Annotated in this window: 16 protein-coding genes and 1 pseudogene; 12 read left to right on the top strand and 5 right to left on the bottom strand. The window is 46.0% G+C overall.

Annotated features, from left to right (window positions below; translation table 11 throughout):
* Position 1: 1 nt before the first annotated feature.
* A complete protein-coding gene (locus OWN49_RS14015; RefSeq protein WP_003153581.1) occupies positions 2-184 on the top strand; it encodes a zinc-finger domain-containing protein in 183 nt (60 codons plus the stop codon).
* A 26-nt stretch (positions 185-210) separates the two neighbouring features.
* On the opposite strand, the gene OWN49_RS14010 is transcribed toward OWN49_RS14015, so the two are convergent.
* Positions 211-468 (bottom strand): DUF2564 family protein, encoded by a 258-nt coding sequence (locus OWN49_RS14010; RefSeq protein WP_007409519.1) that lies wholly within the window; start codon positions 466-468, stop codon positions 211-213.
* Between the two features lie 161 nt (positions 469-629).
* On the opposite strand from OWN49_RS14010, the gene OWN49_RS14005 reads away from it, so the two are divergent.
* Positions 630-812 (top strand): hypothetical protein, encoded by a 183-nt coding sequence (locus tag OWN49_RS14005; protein ID WP_176283387.1) that lies wholly within the window; start codon positions 630-632, stop codon positions 810-812.
* Between the two features lie 51 nt (positions 813-863).
* Here the strand turns inward: OWN49_RS14005 and cspD are convergent, their stop codons facing one another.
* From cspD to metA, 4 genes and pseudogenes are all read right to left on the bottom strand, one after another.
* Positions 864-1,064: a cold-shock protein CspD gene (gene cspD / locus OWN49_RS14000; RefSeq protein ID WP_003153604.1), complete on the bottom strand. Its 201-nt coding sequence runs from the start codon at positions 1,062-1,064 to the stop codon at positions 864-866.
* Between the two features lie 15 nt (positions 1,065-1,079).
* Positions 1,080-1,191: pseudogene (locus tag OWN49_RS13995) on the bottom strand (hypothetical protein); the annotation flags it as partial.
* A gap of 94 nt (positions 1,192-1,285) precedes the next feature.
* Positions 1,286-2,428, bottom strand: a complete 1,143-nt coding sequence (locus OWN49_RS13990; RefSeq protein WP_007409520.1) for a diglucosyl diacylglycerol synthase — start codon at positions 2,426-2,428, stop codon at positions 1,286-1,288.
* Positions 2,429-2,652: 224 nt separating this feature from the next.
* Positions 2,653-3,558, bottom strand: coding sequence for a homoserine O-acetyltransferase MetA (gene metA / locus OWN49_RS13985; RefSeq protein WP_003153608.1), 906 nt, complete (start codon positions 3,556-3,558; stop codon positions 2,653-2,655).
* A 283-nt stretch (positions 3,559-3,841) separates the two neighbouring features.
* Between metA and OWN49_RS13980 the strand changes: the two genes are divergently transcribed.
* From OWN49_RS13980 to OWN49_RS13935, 10 genes are all read left to right on the top strand, one after another.
* Entirely contained in the window at positions 3,842-4,324 is a 483-nt protein-coding gene (locus OWN49_RS13980; RefSeq protein WP_061582158.1) for a glutathione peroxidase, read from the top strand.
* A gap of 11 nt (positions 4,325-4,335) precedes the next feature.
* Positions 4,336-4,944, top strand: coding sequence for an HD domain-containing protein (locus OWN49_RS13975; protein ID WP_176283386.1), 609 nt, complete (start codon positions 4,336-4,338; stop codon positions 4,942-4,944).
* A 68-nt stretch (positions 4,945-5,012) separates the two neighbouring features.
* Positions 5,013-6,146 (top strand): conserved virulence factor C family protein, encoded by a 1,134-nt coding sequence (locus OWN49_RS13970; protein WP_077722487.1) that lies wholly within the window; start codon positions 5,013-5,015, stop codon positions 6,144-6,146.
* A 258-nt stretch (positions 6,147-6,404) separates the two neighbouring features.
* On the top strand, positions 6,405-8,081 hold the full coding sequence (ilvD, locus tag OWN49_RS13965) for a dihydroxy-acid dehydratase (RefSeq protein WP_007409524.1): 1,677 nt from the start codon (positions 6,405-6,407) through the stop codon (positions 8,079-8,081).
* Between the two features lie 81 nt (positions 8,082-8,162).
* On the top strand, positions 8,163-8,597 hold the full coding sequence (locus OWN49_RS13960) for a BrxA/BrxB family bacilliredoxin (RefSeq protein ID WP_003153619.1): 435 nt from the start codon (positions 8,163-8,165) through the stop codon (positions 8,595-8,597).
* 39 nt (positions 8,598-8,636) lie between these two features.
* Positions 8,637-9,407 (top strand): class I SAM-dependent methyltransferase, encoded by a 771-nt coding sequence (locus OWN49_RS13955; protein ID WP_031378997.1) that lies wholly within the window; start codon positions 8,637-8,639, stop codon positions 9,405-9,407.
* 262 nt (positions 9,408-9,669) lie between these two features.
* A complete protein-coding gene (locus OWN49_RS13950; RefSeq protein WP_031378998.1) occupies positions 9,670-10,278 on the top strand; it encodes a YpjP family protein in 609 nt (202 codons plus the stop codon).
* Between the two features lie 99 nt (positions 10,279-10,377).
* Positions 10,378-11,172, top strand: coding sequence for a thymidylate synthase (locus OWN49_RS13945; RefSeq protein ID WP_003153622.1), 795 nt, complete (start codon positions 10,378-10,380; stop codon positions 11,170-11,172).
* Entirely contained in the window at positions 11,169-11,654 is a 486-nt protein-coding gene (locus OWN49_RS13940) for a dihydrofolate reductase (RefSeq protein ID WP_077722486.1), read from the top strand. Before OWN49_RS13945 ends, OWN49_RS13940 begins: the two co-directional genes overlap by 4 nt.
* Before the next feature lie 15 nt (positions 11,655-11,669).
* Positions 11,670-12,293 carry a lysophospholipid acyltransferase family protein gene (locus OWN49_RS13935; RefSeq protein ID WP_015417675.1) on the top strand — a complete coding sequence of 208 codons (624 nt, stop codon included), beginning with the start codon at positions 11,670-11,672 and terminating at the stop codon, positions 12,291-12,293.
* Positions 12,294-12,313: the final 20 nt, after the last annotated feature.

The raw sequence follows: 12,313 nt of genomic DNA, 5'->3' as shown, positions 1-12,313 counted from the left end.
ATTGGATAAAAAAAGCATTTATAAAGAATTGACAGAGCTTCAGGATGAATATTGCAAAGACTGTTTCGTGAAAAAGCATTTCCGCAAAGAGTTTGGAAAAACGCACGCTCATTCTTTCTGTATCAACCAATGCACGGTGGGGGAGAAGCTGAAAGCCTACGGCAAGGTGCTGACAAATCAATAAAAAATAAAACCGCAGCTTCTGCGGTTTTATTTTTCGAATTCATCAAGCTGATGCTGGCAATCGTCGAGAAGCATTCGCTGCTTTTGCAGAAAATCCTGGTCGAGAGCTTGCAGTTCACTGGATTGTGACATCGTTCTGGCATCCTGAATCGCTTGGTAAGCAGATTCCACCAAAGTTGAATTTTGGCCCCGGGTAGCCGCTCCCGTTGTTTTCTGGGCAGTTTCCACTGCTAATTCAAGCTGGCGTTTATCCGTCAGTCCGTTTGGGAAAAATTCAGAGTCCATTAAAAAACACCTCCGCAAATAGTTTGGAGATTTTTTTTAGAAATATGTACGGAAAATAGAAAAAAATATAGAAAATAAGCCGATATAACTATTGAACCTGATTAATTAGGGCTTATTTACTATTATTCAGGGTATCTTGGGAGAGAAGGGAAAAACCAGCCGTGAATGATAATGATTTAAAAACAATCCTTCAGCAGACATTTAAAGAAATATACGGTGATTTGGGAAGTTTAGCGAAAATGGCAAAAAAAGGAATGCCGTCAAAGGAGAAGCAAATAGAAGAAATCGAGCAGCGCTGTAAGCAGAATCTTGTCGCAATTGAGATTCAGACGGCAATCAAATAGGAGAGGCATACGCCTCTCCTCTATTTGTCATCTGATCAACATGTATTGAGTTTAGAGTTTTACAACATTAGAAGCTTGAGGTCCACGATTACCTTCGACAATTTCAAAAGAAACTTCTTGTCCTTCTTCTAATGATTTGTATCCTTCTCCTTCGATAGCAGTGAAGTGAACAAATACGTCGTCTCCGCCTTCAACTTCGATGAAGCCGAATCCTTTTTCGTTATTGAACCATTTTACTTTACCGTTTTGCATATTGCTTAATTCCTCCTAGTACTGTAGCACCTTCGTGCTAAAAAAAATTTTGTCATCATCCAACCGTACGTATGTAAACGTTGTTAAATGATGGTTCAACTATACACCATATGGGAGCGGGCGTCAAGCGGCCGCTCCCTATTTTTTATCTTTATTTTTCCAGTAACAAAGCTTAACCGGAAAAAAACAAAAAGCACACGAATCGTTCGTGTGCTTTTCTTTTACGATAATGCCATATCCGCCTTCCCGGCCATCATTTCAGATTCTTTTATAATGTCCTGCAAAATGACTTCAGAAGAGTTGGGGAGGTGTAGGCTTTTAATATTGTCCTTCATCCGGTTCAGCTTCTCCTCATCCGCAAGAAGGGAGGTGACAGACTCTAAAATTTCTTCGTGGCGGTTGACCACGACAGCCGCACCGCGATCTTCAAAGAAAATGGCGTTTTCTTTTTCCTGTCCGGGAACCGGTTTGTACAAAATAACGGGTACTCCGATCGCCGTCGCTTCCGTCAGTGTGATGCCGCCTGGTTTTGTGATCATGCAGTCCGTAATACGGAACAGCTCGTCAATTCTTTCTACATAGCCCAGCACTTTCAGCCGGTCGGCATTGTCACCTTCCAAGCTGCTGAGGGATTCTTTCAGCGAGCTGTTTTTGCCGCATACCACCACAACCTGCACCTGATCGTCATGAACGAGATTTTCGCACAGTTCTTTTACGTTTTTCAGCACACCATGCGCTCCCGCCATAATAAGAAGAACTTTTTTGTCGGGAGAGAGATTGTATTTTTTATAAATCGGTTCTTTCGGCATCGATTCCTCGAATTGAGGCCTGATGGGAATGCCTGTGATCTTTACGTTGTTCGGGTGAGTGCCGATTTCAATCAGTTTTTCCTTCACGTAATCTGTGGCGACATAATATTTATCAACATTTTCATGAACCCAGATTTTGTGAAGGCAGAAATCGGTCATAACGTTGAACGTCGGGATCACTTTTCCGGTTCTCCGTCTGTATTCCGGTACGACAATCATCGGAAATGTATTGATAATAATGTCCGGCTTATGCTCTTCGACGAGCTGGCCTAAACGTTTATTTCCCATTTTAAAATAAATATTGAATTTGCGTTTATTATAGATTTTGTCAACTCCGTAATAAAACAAACGATAAAACTGTTTCCCGATTGAGAAGCTTTTTAAATAAAGGTATTGAGTAACCTCTGAAACAATCGGATTTGACTCTTGATACAAATTGGAAACCGTCACATCTAAGCCGAGACGCAGACATTGTTCGTAGAGCGTTTTGGCCACTTGAACATGCCCGTTTCCGTAATTTGCAGTCAAAATTAATACTTTTTTATTGGTATTCAAGTAAATTCACCTCAATGTAATCAACAACAAGCAAGCTTCATGCATCGTAAGGAGTTATTGTCTATAGATAAACATAACACAAGTGCATCATTTTATAATAAGCGCGGCAACATATTTAAACTAAATTTAATTGATATGTTCCATTATTTTAAAGTTTTGTTATACGCATACTGAATCAAGAGTATTTTATCATATTTTTGTCACCGTATCACTCAAAACAAAAATTAATCCCATTCATATGGGGTTTCCTGATATACGTAATAATTCAGCCAATTCATAAACAATAACGTTGCATGAGCTTTCCAGCGGTTAACAGGTTCTTTCCCGCCGGGCGCAAAATAGTGCTTAGGAGCTTCTACGTTTGAAAGATTTCTCTCTATGTCTCTCTCATACTCCTGAAGCAGCGTATCGGTATCATATTCCGGATGACCCGTTAAGAAAATCTGTTTTTCGTCTTTTGAAACGATTAAACAGACCCCCGCTTCCTCTGAAACGCTGAGCACATCCAGATCCGAAGCCGATTGCAGCTGCTCCGTATTAATATCTGTATGCCGTGAGTGGGGCACATAGTATAGCTCGTCAAATCCTCTTACCAATCTCTCATGTTTTTTAAGAACGGTATGTTCAAACACACCGAAGATTTTTTTCGGCAGCTCCACTTTCTCAATGCCGTAATGATAGTATAAACCGGCTTGAGCGCCCCAGCAGATATGGAGTGTTGAAGTGACGTTCGTTTTGCTCCATTCCATGATTTCCTTCAATTCTTCCCAGTAAGAAACATCTTCAAACGGCAGGTGCTCAATCGGAGCCCCGGTAATAATCATTCCGTCAAACCGTTTGTGGCGGATGCTGGAAAAATCCGTATAAAATTCATCCAGATGCTGCCTTGCCGTATTTTTTGGAGTATGTGTGCTCGGAATTAAGAACGTAAAGTGAACTTGTAAAGGTGAATTCCCAAGCATCCTGAGGAGCTGGGTTTCCGTTTGGATTTTTTTCGGCATCAGATTTAAAATCACGATCTTCTGCGGCCGGATATCCTGATGAAAAGCCCGGCTTTCATCCATTACAAAGATGTGTTCACTTTCAAGCACCTGCTTAGCGGGCAGGTGATTTGGTATATTAATAGGCAACATGCCACCTCCGTTATTCCCCGTTAATTTTCTTCATTATAGAAATTTTTAAGCCATTTTTCAATCCATCCCGGCGTAATAAACCGCATTTAACGCATAATGACAGGGATAAAAGCGGTAAATGGACATAAATTCGGAGCGGCTCTTTATTATGACGGGTAAAGAGCCGTATGGTTCCTCGGAAAATACGTTTTCCGTTAAGTGGAAGGAAAAAGCGGTTACCGTTTGTTTTGCAGTGTAAAACAGGTAAAATAAATGAAGAATGTAAAAAGGAGGGCCGCAGATGACAATTTACGATATAAACGTACGGACCATAACAGGCGAAGACATGACGCTATCGGCTTACAGAGGCAAGGTGATGATCATTGTGAATACAGCAAGCAAATGCGGGTTTACATCCCAGCTCAAGCAGCTTCAGGAGCTCTATGATACATATCGGGAGGAAGGTCTTGAAATATTGGGATTTCCCTGCAACCAATTCATGAACCAAGAACCTGGAAACGAAGCGGAAATTCAAGAGTTCTGTGTGAAAAACTACGGAGTCACATTCCCGATGTTTGCGAAAGTTGATGTCAATGGAGCAGACGCTCATCCTCTCTTCACATATCTGACGGAGCAGGCGAAGGGGATGCTCGGCACAAAAGCGGTCAAATGGAATTTCACTAAGTTTATTGTGGACCGAAACGGTGAAGTCACCGGGCGTTTTTCACCTAACGTCAACCCAAAAGAGCTTGAAGATACGGTGCAGAGGCTTTTGGCCCAATAAGAGGTGATACGGTGAACGAAAAAGAGCAGCTGGAAAGCGTCAGGAATTGGGTCAGAGAAAAGCTTATCAATGAACGTACGGGCCATGACTGGCTTCATATTTCCCGGGTCGCAGCACTTTCTGTTTATATGGCAAAAGAAGAAGGCGCCGACTTATTTATCACTGAGACGGCCGCGCTGGTTCATGATCTGATTGACACCAAGCTCGAAAAAAGCGAAAGGCTGACGGCAGGCGAAGTGACAGAACGGCTGGCTGCTTTCAACATTGCGGCTGGCTCCATTGAGGAGATCGCGGATATCATCACGAGAATGTCATTCAGACACAGGGAACTGCTGATAAAGCGGCCGCTTTCATTGGAGGGGAAAGTTGTTCAGGATGCAGACATGCTTGATGCGATCGGCGCAGCGGGCATCGGCAGGGCTTTTATGTTTGCCGGCGCGAAGGGTCACCCGATGTACGGAACTCAAACAAGTGTGCTGGCCCATATAGAGGATAAATTAATCAAGCTTAAAGGCTTAATGAATACAAAAGCGGGGGCCGGTTTAGCAGAGGAGCGGCATCAATTTCTTTTGCAGTTCGCCGCCCGTATCCAAAAAGAGGCCGGCATCGGCAAAAGCTAAGCGGCGCAATAGAACGCTTGTGCCGACTATGTTAGAATAAGTGTCAGATTGCGCATAGGAGGACCAATATGAAGATTAAATCAATAGAACCGACGCCGAGTCCGAACACGATGAAAGTGATTTTGACTGAAGAGCTTCCGGCGGGGAAAAGCAACAATTACAAGCCCGATCAGGCAGATGATGCTCCGGCCGTCGTACGTGATATTTTAAACATTGAAGGAGTAAAGGGCGTTTATCACGTTGCCGATTTCCTGGCTGTGGAGAGAAACGCCCGTTTTGACTGGAAGGACATTCTGCCTCAGGTCCGTTCCGCTTTCGGAATGGAACATACGGAGCAGTCTGAGAGCCGTTCTGAACAGGAATCGTTCGGTGAAGTGAAGGTTTTCGTACAAATGTTCAGCGGAATCCCGATGCAGGTCAAATTGACGGACGGCGAACGTGAAGAGCGCTTCGGCCTTCCGGAACGTTTCCAAGAAGCCATCTTAAAGCTGCGTTCCGAAGCTTCAAATGTTGTATTTGAGCGGGCTTGGAAAGAACAAGGCGTGCGCTTCGGGGATTTTACCGAAATCGGACACGATGTCACAGAAGAGCTTCAGGCCGCCTACAGTGATGAGCGGCTCAAACGCCTGACAGAAGCAGCCGTACAGCAAAAGGGTGAGGCCAAACCGGCAGTGCAGCGGAAAGCTTATAAAGTGACTTTGGAAATGCTCGATGATGAAGACTGGAAACAGCGCTATGCCCATCTTGAGCAAATGGATCCGGATGAAGACGATTTACCAGTATTGGAAAAGGCGCTGCATGATCCGAAGACTTCGATCAGAAGACAAGCCGTCGTTTATTTGGGAATGATCGAAAAGCCGTCTGTGCTTCCGCTGTTATACAAAGCGCTTGAAGACAAAACGGTGACGGTCAGAAGGACGGCGGGTGACTGTCTGTCGGATCTCGGCGATGCGAGCGCCATCCCGGCAATGATAAAATCGCTCAGTGACTCAAGCAAGCTCGTGCGCTGGCGCGCGGCCATGTTTTTATATGAAGTCGGCGATGAAACAGCGCTGGAAGCATTAAAAGCGGCGGAAGACGATCCGGAATTCGAAGTCAGCCTGCAAGTTAAAATGGCGATTGAACGGATTGAGCACGGAGAAGAGGCGAAAGGTTCAGTCTGGAAACAAATGACTGAAAGCAGAAAAAAAGAACAGTTATAACAAAAAGGTGCGCCATGCACCTTTTTTATTTGAATTCACTTTTTATAAAAATTATTTAGAATATTGTTGAAAAATGATTCAAAACTCTATATAGTAAGTACAATATTAATTGTTGGAGGGTTTTTATCGAAATACAGAAAGAATAGAAAAGCGAGACAGGGCAAAGACACTGTAAACAGGTAATTTGCAGAACGCGCCCTAGAATAAACTGAAAATTTTAAAAATAATGCACAGTCTAAAAACAGTAGGGGGATCACCATGGCAGAATTACGCAGCAACATGATCACACAGGGAATTGACAGAGCGCCGCACCGCAGCCTTCTTCGCGCTGCCGGCGTAAAAGAAGAAGACTTCGGCAAGCCGTTTATCGCGGTCTGTAATTCATACATCGATATCGTTCCCGGGCATGTTCACCTGCAGGAATTTGGAAAAATCGTAAAAGAAGCAATCAGGGAAGCGGGCGGTGTGCCTTTTGAATTTAATACGATCGGAGTAGATGACGGAATCGCGATGGGACATATCGGCATGAGATATTCGCTGCCGAGCCGTGAAATCATTGCCGATTCAGTTGAAACGGTCGTCTCGGCGCACTGGTTTGACGGAATGGTCTGCATTCCGAACTGCGACAAAATTACGCCGGGAATGCTGATGGCGGCTATGCGGATTAATATTCCGACCATTTTTGTCAGCGGGGGGCCGATGGCAGCCGGCCGTACAAGCGATGGCCGCAAAATTTCGCTTTCTTCAGTATTTGAAGGCGTCGGCGCATATCAAGCCGGGAAAATCGGTGAAAGCGACCTGCAGGAGCTGGAACAGTTCGGCTGTCCGACGTGCGGATCTTGTTCAGGCATGTTTACGGCAAACTCCATGAACTGTCTGTCTGAAGCGCTCGGTCTGGCGCTTCCGGGAAACGGAACAATTCTGGCAACTTCACCGGAGAGAAGAGAGTTTGTGAGAAAATCAGCGGCCCAATTGATGGAGACCATCAAAAAAGACATTAAGCCGCGTGATATTGTCACCGAAAAAGCGATTGACAACGCGTTTGCGTTAGACATGGCTCTCGGCGGCTCAACCAACACAGTGCTACATACGCTTGCGCTTGCCAATGAAGCTGGGGTTGAGTACTCTTTAGAACGCATTAACGAAGTGGCTGAACGAGTGCCTCACTTATCGAAATTGGCGCCGGCCTCGGACGTCTTCATTGAAGATCTGCACGAAGCGGGCGGAGTCTCGGCGGCCCTTAATGAATTGGCGAAAAAAGAAGGGGCGCTTCATCTTGACGCGCTGACTGTAACAGGCCGCACACTAGGAGAAACAATTGCGGGTCATGAAGTAAAGGATTATGACGTGATTCATCCGCTTGACAATCCGTTTACCGAAAAAGGCGGTTTGGCCGTCCTGTTTGGGAATCTGGCTCCGGACGGCGCCATTATCAAAACAGGCGGCGTACAGGACGGGATTACAAGACATGAAGGTCCCGCTGTCGTCTTTGATTCTCAGGATGCCGCGCTTGAAGGCATTATAAACCGCAAAGTAAAAGAAGGAGATGTTGTCATTATCCGTTATGAAGGGCCAAAGGGCGGACCGGGCATGCCGGAGATGCTTGCTCCGACGTCTCAGATTGTCGGAATGGGGCTTGGCCCGAAAGTGGCGCTTATTACAGACGGCCGTTTTTCAGGAGCGTCCCGGGGTCTTTCAATCGGGCACGTATCACCTGAAGCGGCTGAAGGCGGCCCGCTCGCATTCGTAGAAAACGGCGACCATGTCATCGTTGACATAGAAAAACGGATTTTGGACGTACAAGTGCCTGAAGAAGAATGGGAAAAACGCAAGGCCGAATGGAAAGGCTTCGAGCCGAAAGTAAAAACAGGATATCTAGCCCGGTATTCCAAACTCGTAACAAGCGCCAATACAGGCGGAATCATGAAAATATAAAACAGAGGCCTGAACAATTGAATTCCGGCCCCCTCTATAGTATCCTTGACTTCATATAAGGATTTTAGAGGGGGCTTTTTTATGTCAATGGCTTATGAAGAATATATGCGCCAGCTGGTCGTGCCGATGCGCCGTGAGCTGACGGGTGCGGGTTTTCAGGAATTAACGACTGCTGAAGAAGTAGAAAGCTTTATGGAACAGGCAGAGGGAACGACATTGGTCGTTGTCAACTCCGTGTGCGGCTGTGCTGCAGGTCTTGCCCGTCCGGCTGCGACTCAGGCTGTTTTACAGCATGAAAAAGCGCCTGATCATACGGTTACCGTATTTGCCGGTCAAGATAAAGACGCAACTGCAAAAATGCGTGAATATTTTACGGGGCAGGAACCTTCCTCGCCATCAATGGCACTGTTAAAAGGGAAAGAGGTCGTTCATTTTATTCCCCGCCACGAAATCGAAGGGCATGACATGGAGGAAATTATGAAAAATCTGACGGATGCCTTCGATGCGCACTGCTGAAATGCCCGAATTCCGGGCATTTTCTTTTTGGAGAAAAAGATGATTACAACGAGTTACAGACCAAGCGAATATACGATACACACAGCGCAGTCACTCAGTGTCAGGCTGGGTGACACTTACTGCAGCCGCAATAAACAGCCCATTGAAAAAATGCTGGAACGAGCCGCTAGCGATCTTTTAGTTATCGGAAAGGAACGGTTCGAACTTTACACGAAGCAAGGGGAGAAGTTCTTTTTTCACCCGAATACAGCGATGTTCCGCGCAAAGCGGTTTTTGAGAGGGGAAGCCGAGCCGTTGTTAAAAGCAGCCGGATTACGCGAGGGGGATTCCTTTTTAGATTGTACACTCGGCCTGGCATCCGATGCGATTTTGGCAAGTCTGGCAGTCGGAAAAAGCGGACAAGTCATCGGCCTGGAGAAAAACAAGCTTGTCTCATTGCTTGTAGAAACAGGACTTCAAACGTGGGAAACCGGAATGGAGCCGCTCCAAACCGCCATGAAACGCATTCAGGTTAAACATGCCGACTGCGCCGATTATTTGCGGGAGCTTCCTGATTCATCGGTGGATGTCATTTATTTTGACCCGATGTTTCACGAACCTGTTGAAACGTCAGACGGCATTGCACCGCTCCGCGCGCTGGCAGAAGAGGGTTTTAACGAAGAGTGCATCACGCAAGCCGTCCGGGCGGCGAAAAAATGCGTAGTGCTTAAAGACCATTGGAAAAGCCCGCGGTTTGAACGACACGGCTTCAAGGTGCTGAAAAGAAAGACGGCGCTTTTCCACTTCGGTGTCATCCATGTAAGCTCATGATATCATGGGCTTCTTTTTCGTTAATCAGTGATTTCTATAACGACAAAATAAAGCAGCGTGAGAAGTGATACAGTCGCAAATAAAGCGTTAATCATCTCATCCCCTCCTTTTTCTCCTTCTTATTGTAAGCGGTTTATCCGCTCGGTCACAGTTACCAATTTCCCATATTGCATGATAATACGCTGCCGGGCATGACGCCGTGCTTTAATCTATGCTAAAATAAAGGAAAAGAGGACAATAAAACAGAGGGGAACAATCTATCATGAAATTGTGGATGAAAAAGACCCTTGTGGTTCTGTTTACCATTGTAACGTTCGGACTCGTGTCTCCTCCGGCTGCTTTGATGACAGACAAGCCTTCAGGACAGTCGAGCAGTCTTGAGCAGAATGATTACACCGCTTTTTATGATGAACACGCCCTGCCGGGAGAAGCGAAGGCAGGGCGGGAGCCTGAATTACTGTTTCAATCGTATCAGCAGCAGCTTCTCGGTGATGCTGAAAATCAATCATTTTTAAAATTCGGCAGCAAAATCTCTCCGGTCATTGAAGATGATTACAGAAGTGAAATTCTGCCGAAAATCGAAGATGTGATCACAGGACATTTAGCCAAGTTTCAAGATGATGAAGCGTATCAGGATGTGGTTATTTCCAGTAAACCGTCGGCCGGAAAAACCGAAAAAATTTTTCATGTGTATAACAGGCTGACAGGTGAAGATCTTTTAAGGTTCCACGTCCGCCGGGATCATCCTCCGCAAGACGGCTACTGGTTTAATTTTCATTACCATACCGCTGAAGACGGATTTCAATCACATCATGAGCTCGGCAGCATTTACTGGGACCGCAATACGCCGCCTGACTGGATGAGCGTGTAATAGCGAGAAGAAATAAAAAAATCATTTCTGAGAAATTTTGCAGAAATGATTTTTTATTGTGTTACACTACTAAAAGACTACTTTAAAAGGATGAAAAAAATGAAACAATATAAAGATTTGTGCCGTCATGTGTTAGAAAACGGAGAAAAAAAAGGAGACCGTACGGGAACGGGTACGATCAGCACGTTCGGCTACCAAATGCGGTTTAACCTTCAGGAAGGTTTCCCGATGCTTACGACGAAAAAGCTCCATTTTAAATCCATCGCGCATGAGCTGCTTTGGTTTTTAAAAGGAGATACGAATGTCCGCTACCTTCAGGAAAACGGAGTCCGCATCTGGAACGAATGGGCGGATGAAAACGGAGAACTCGGACCGGTTTACGGCTCTCAATGGCGTTCGTGGCGCGGAGCGGACGGCGAGACCATTGATCAAATCTCCCGGCTGATTCATGACATCAAGACAAACCCGAATTCCAGACGTTTAATCGTCAGCGCCTGGAATGTCGGCGAAATTGATCATATGGCGCTTCCGCCTTGCCACTGCCTGTTTCAGTTTTATGTCGCGGACGGAAAACTGTCGTGTCAGCTTTATCAGCGCTCAGCGGATGTCTTTCTCGGCGTGCCGTTTAATATTGCGTCTTATGCGCTTTTAACAATGATGATCGCGCATGTGACGGGGCTTGAACCGGGTGAGTTTGTTCATACATTCGGAGACGTCCACATTTACCAAAACCATGTGGAGCAGGTGAATTTGCAGCTGACAAGGGATGTCCGTCCGCTGCCGAAACTGCGGTTTGCGCGAAATGTTGATTCTATTTTTGATTTTACGTTTGAAGACTTTATCATCGAGGATTATGACCCGCATCCGCACATAAAAGGAGCTGTCAGCGTATGATTTCGTTTATTTTTGCGATGGATGAGAACCGGCTGATCGGAAAAGATAACGATCTGCCTTGGCACCTTCCCGATGATCTCGCGTATTTCAAAAAAGTGACGACGGGCCACACCATTGTAATGGGGCGGAAAACGTTTGAATCAATCGGACGCCCGCTTCCGAACCGGCGTAACATCGTTGTAACCTCACGGGACGAATCTTCATTCCCGGGCTGTATTGCCGCCCGCTCGGCTGAGGAAGTGCTCAAGCTGATCCCGGCGGATGAAGAATGCTTTGTAATCGGCGGCGCCCAGCTGTACAGTGCGCTCTTTCCTTATGCGGACAGACTCTACATGACAAAAATTCACCATGTCTTTGAAGGAGACCGTTTTTTTCCGGAATTTAATGAAGCCGAATGGGAATTGACCTCCCGCAAACAGGGAGTAAAAAATGAAAAAAATCCTTACGATTATGAGTACCTTGTATACGAGAAAAAGAATTAAGCAGGGGGACAAGAATTGATTCGTTACGGCTGCCTTGTGATGTACGTTGTATTTATGTTCATGAAAAATATTCAGGAATATATCAATCAAAAAGAGCTTGACCCGCGGCTTTCTTTTCAAAAACAGATGAGGCTGGTGTATGAACGGCCGAAAGCCTTTATGAGAGGCTGTATTGACGTCTCGGGATCGACAATCGGCATTCATCATGATCAGCCGATCCCGGACGGCCCCGTATTGTATGTGCATCCCAAATTGCGCCCGGCTGATCTTCTGCTGCTCGCGGGACATCTTGAAGAGCCGGCTGGTTTTATCGCTGGCGAGAAAGCTTTCCGGATGCCGTTTCTCGGAAATTGGCTGCGTCTGATGGGTGTCATTTGTGGCGGAGACAGCCGGGATGCAGTGCTTCAGGAGGCGGAAGTCCGTCTGCAGAAAGGGCAAAGTCTGATTCTGTCCGAAGACGGCAAAATCAATCCGGAGGAACTGGCCCTACGTTTCGATCTCCCGATTGTGCCCGTCAGCACTTCGGGAACAGACCGGCTGCTGCGGGGCAGATTATTGAAACGGCTGAAACCGGCTGACATTGAATTACATATAAAGCCCGCTTATTATCCGGCCGGTCAGAAACGGCTCCGTGCATAAAAAAAGCACAGTCTCTATAC

Origin of the sequence: Bacillus sp. NEAU-242-2 (genome assembly GCF_027853835.1) — a bacterium.
Classification (GTDB): Bacteria; Bacillota; Bacilli; order Bacillales; family Bacillaceae; genus Bacillus; species Bacillus velezensis.
This window is presented reverse-complemented; position numbering and strand designations above follow the sequence as displayed.

What these genes read in the sequence shown, in the direction of transcription:
- OWN49_RS13980 (WP_061582158.1), top strand. Translation starts at nt 3,842, where the DNA reads ATGACAATTTACGATATAAACGTACGGACCATAACAGGCGAAGACATG.
- OWN49_RS13955 (WP_031378997.1), top strand. Translation starts at nt 8,637, where the DNA reads ATGATTACAACGAGTTACAGACCAAGCGAATATACGATACACACAGCG.
- cspD (WP_003153604.1), bottom strand. Translation starts at nt 1,064, where the DNA reads ATGCAAAACGGTAAAGTAAAATGGTTCAATAACGAAAAAGGATTCGGC.
- OWN49_RS13940 (WP_077722486.1), top strand. Translation starts at nt 11,169, where the DNA reads ATGATTTCGTTTATTTTTGCGATGGATGAGAACCGGCTGATCGGAAAA.
- ilvD (WP_007409524.1), top strand. Translation starts at nt 6,405, where the DNA reads ATGGCAGAATTACGCAGCAACATGATCACACAGGGAATTGACAGAGCG.
- OWN49_RS14010 (WP_007409519.1), bottom strand. Translation starts at nt 468, where the DNA reads ATGGACTCTGAATTTTTCCCAAACGGACTGACGGATAAACGCCAGCTT.
- OWN49_RS13960 (WP_003153619.1), top strand. Translation starts at nt 8,163, where the DNA reads ATGTCAATGGCTTATGAAGAATATATGCGCCAGCTGGTCGTGCCGATG.
- OWN49_RS13970 (WP_077722487.1), top strand. Translation starts at nt 5,013, where the DNA reads ATGAAGATTAAATCAATAGAACCGACGCCGAGTCCGAACACGATGAAA.
- OWN49_RS13945 (WP_003153622.1), top strand. Translation starts at nt 10,378, where the DNA reads ATGAAACAATATAAAGATTTGTGCCGTCATGTGTTAGAAAACGGAGAA.
- OWN49_RS13950 (WP_031378998.1), top strand. Translation starts at nt 9,670, where the DNA reads ATGAAATTGTGGATGAAAAAGACCCTTGTGGTTCTGTTTACCATTGTA.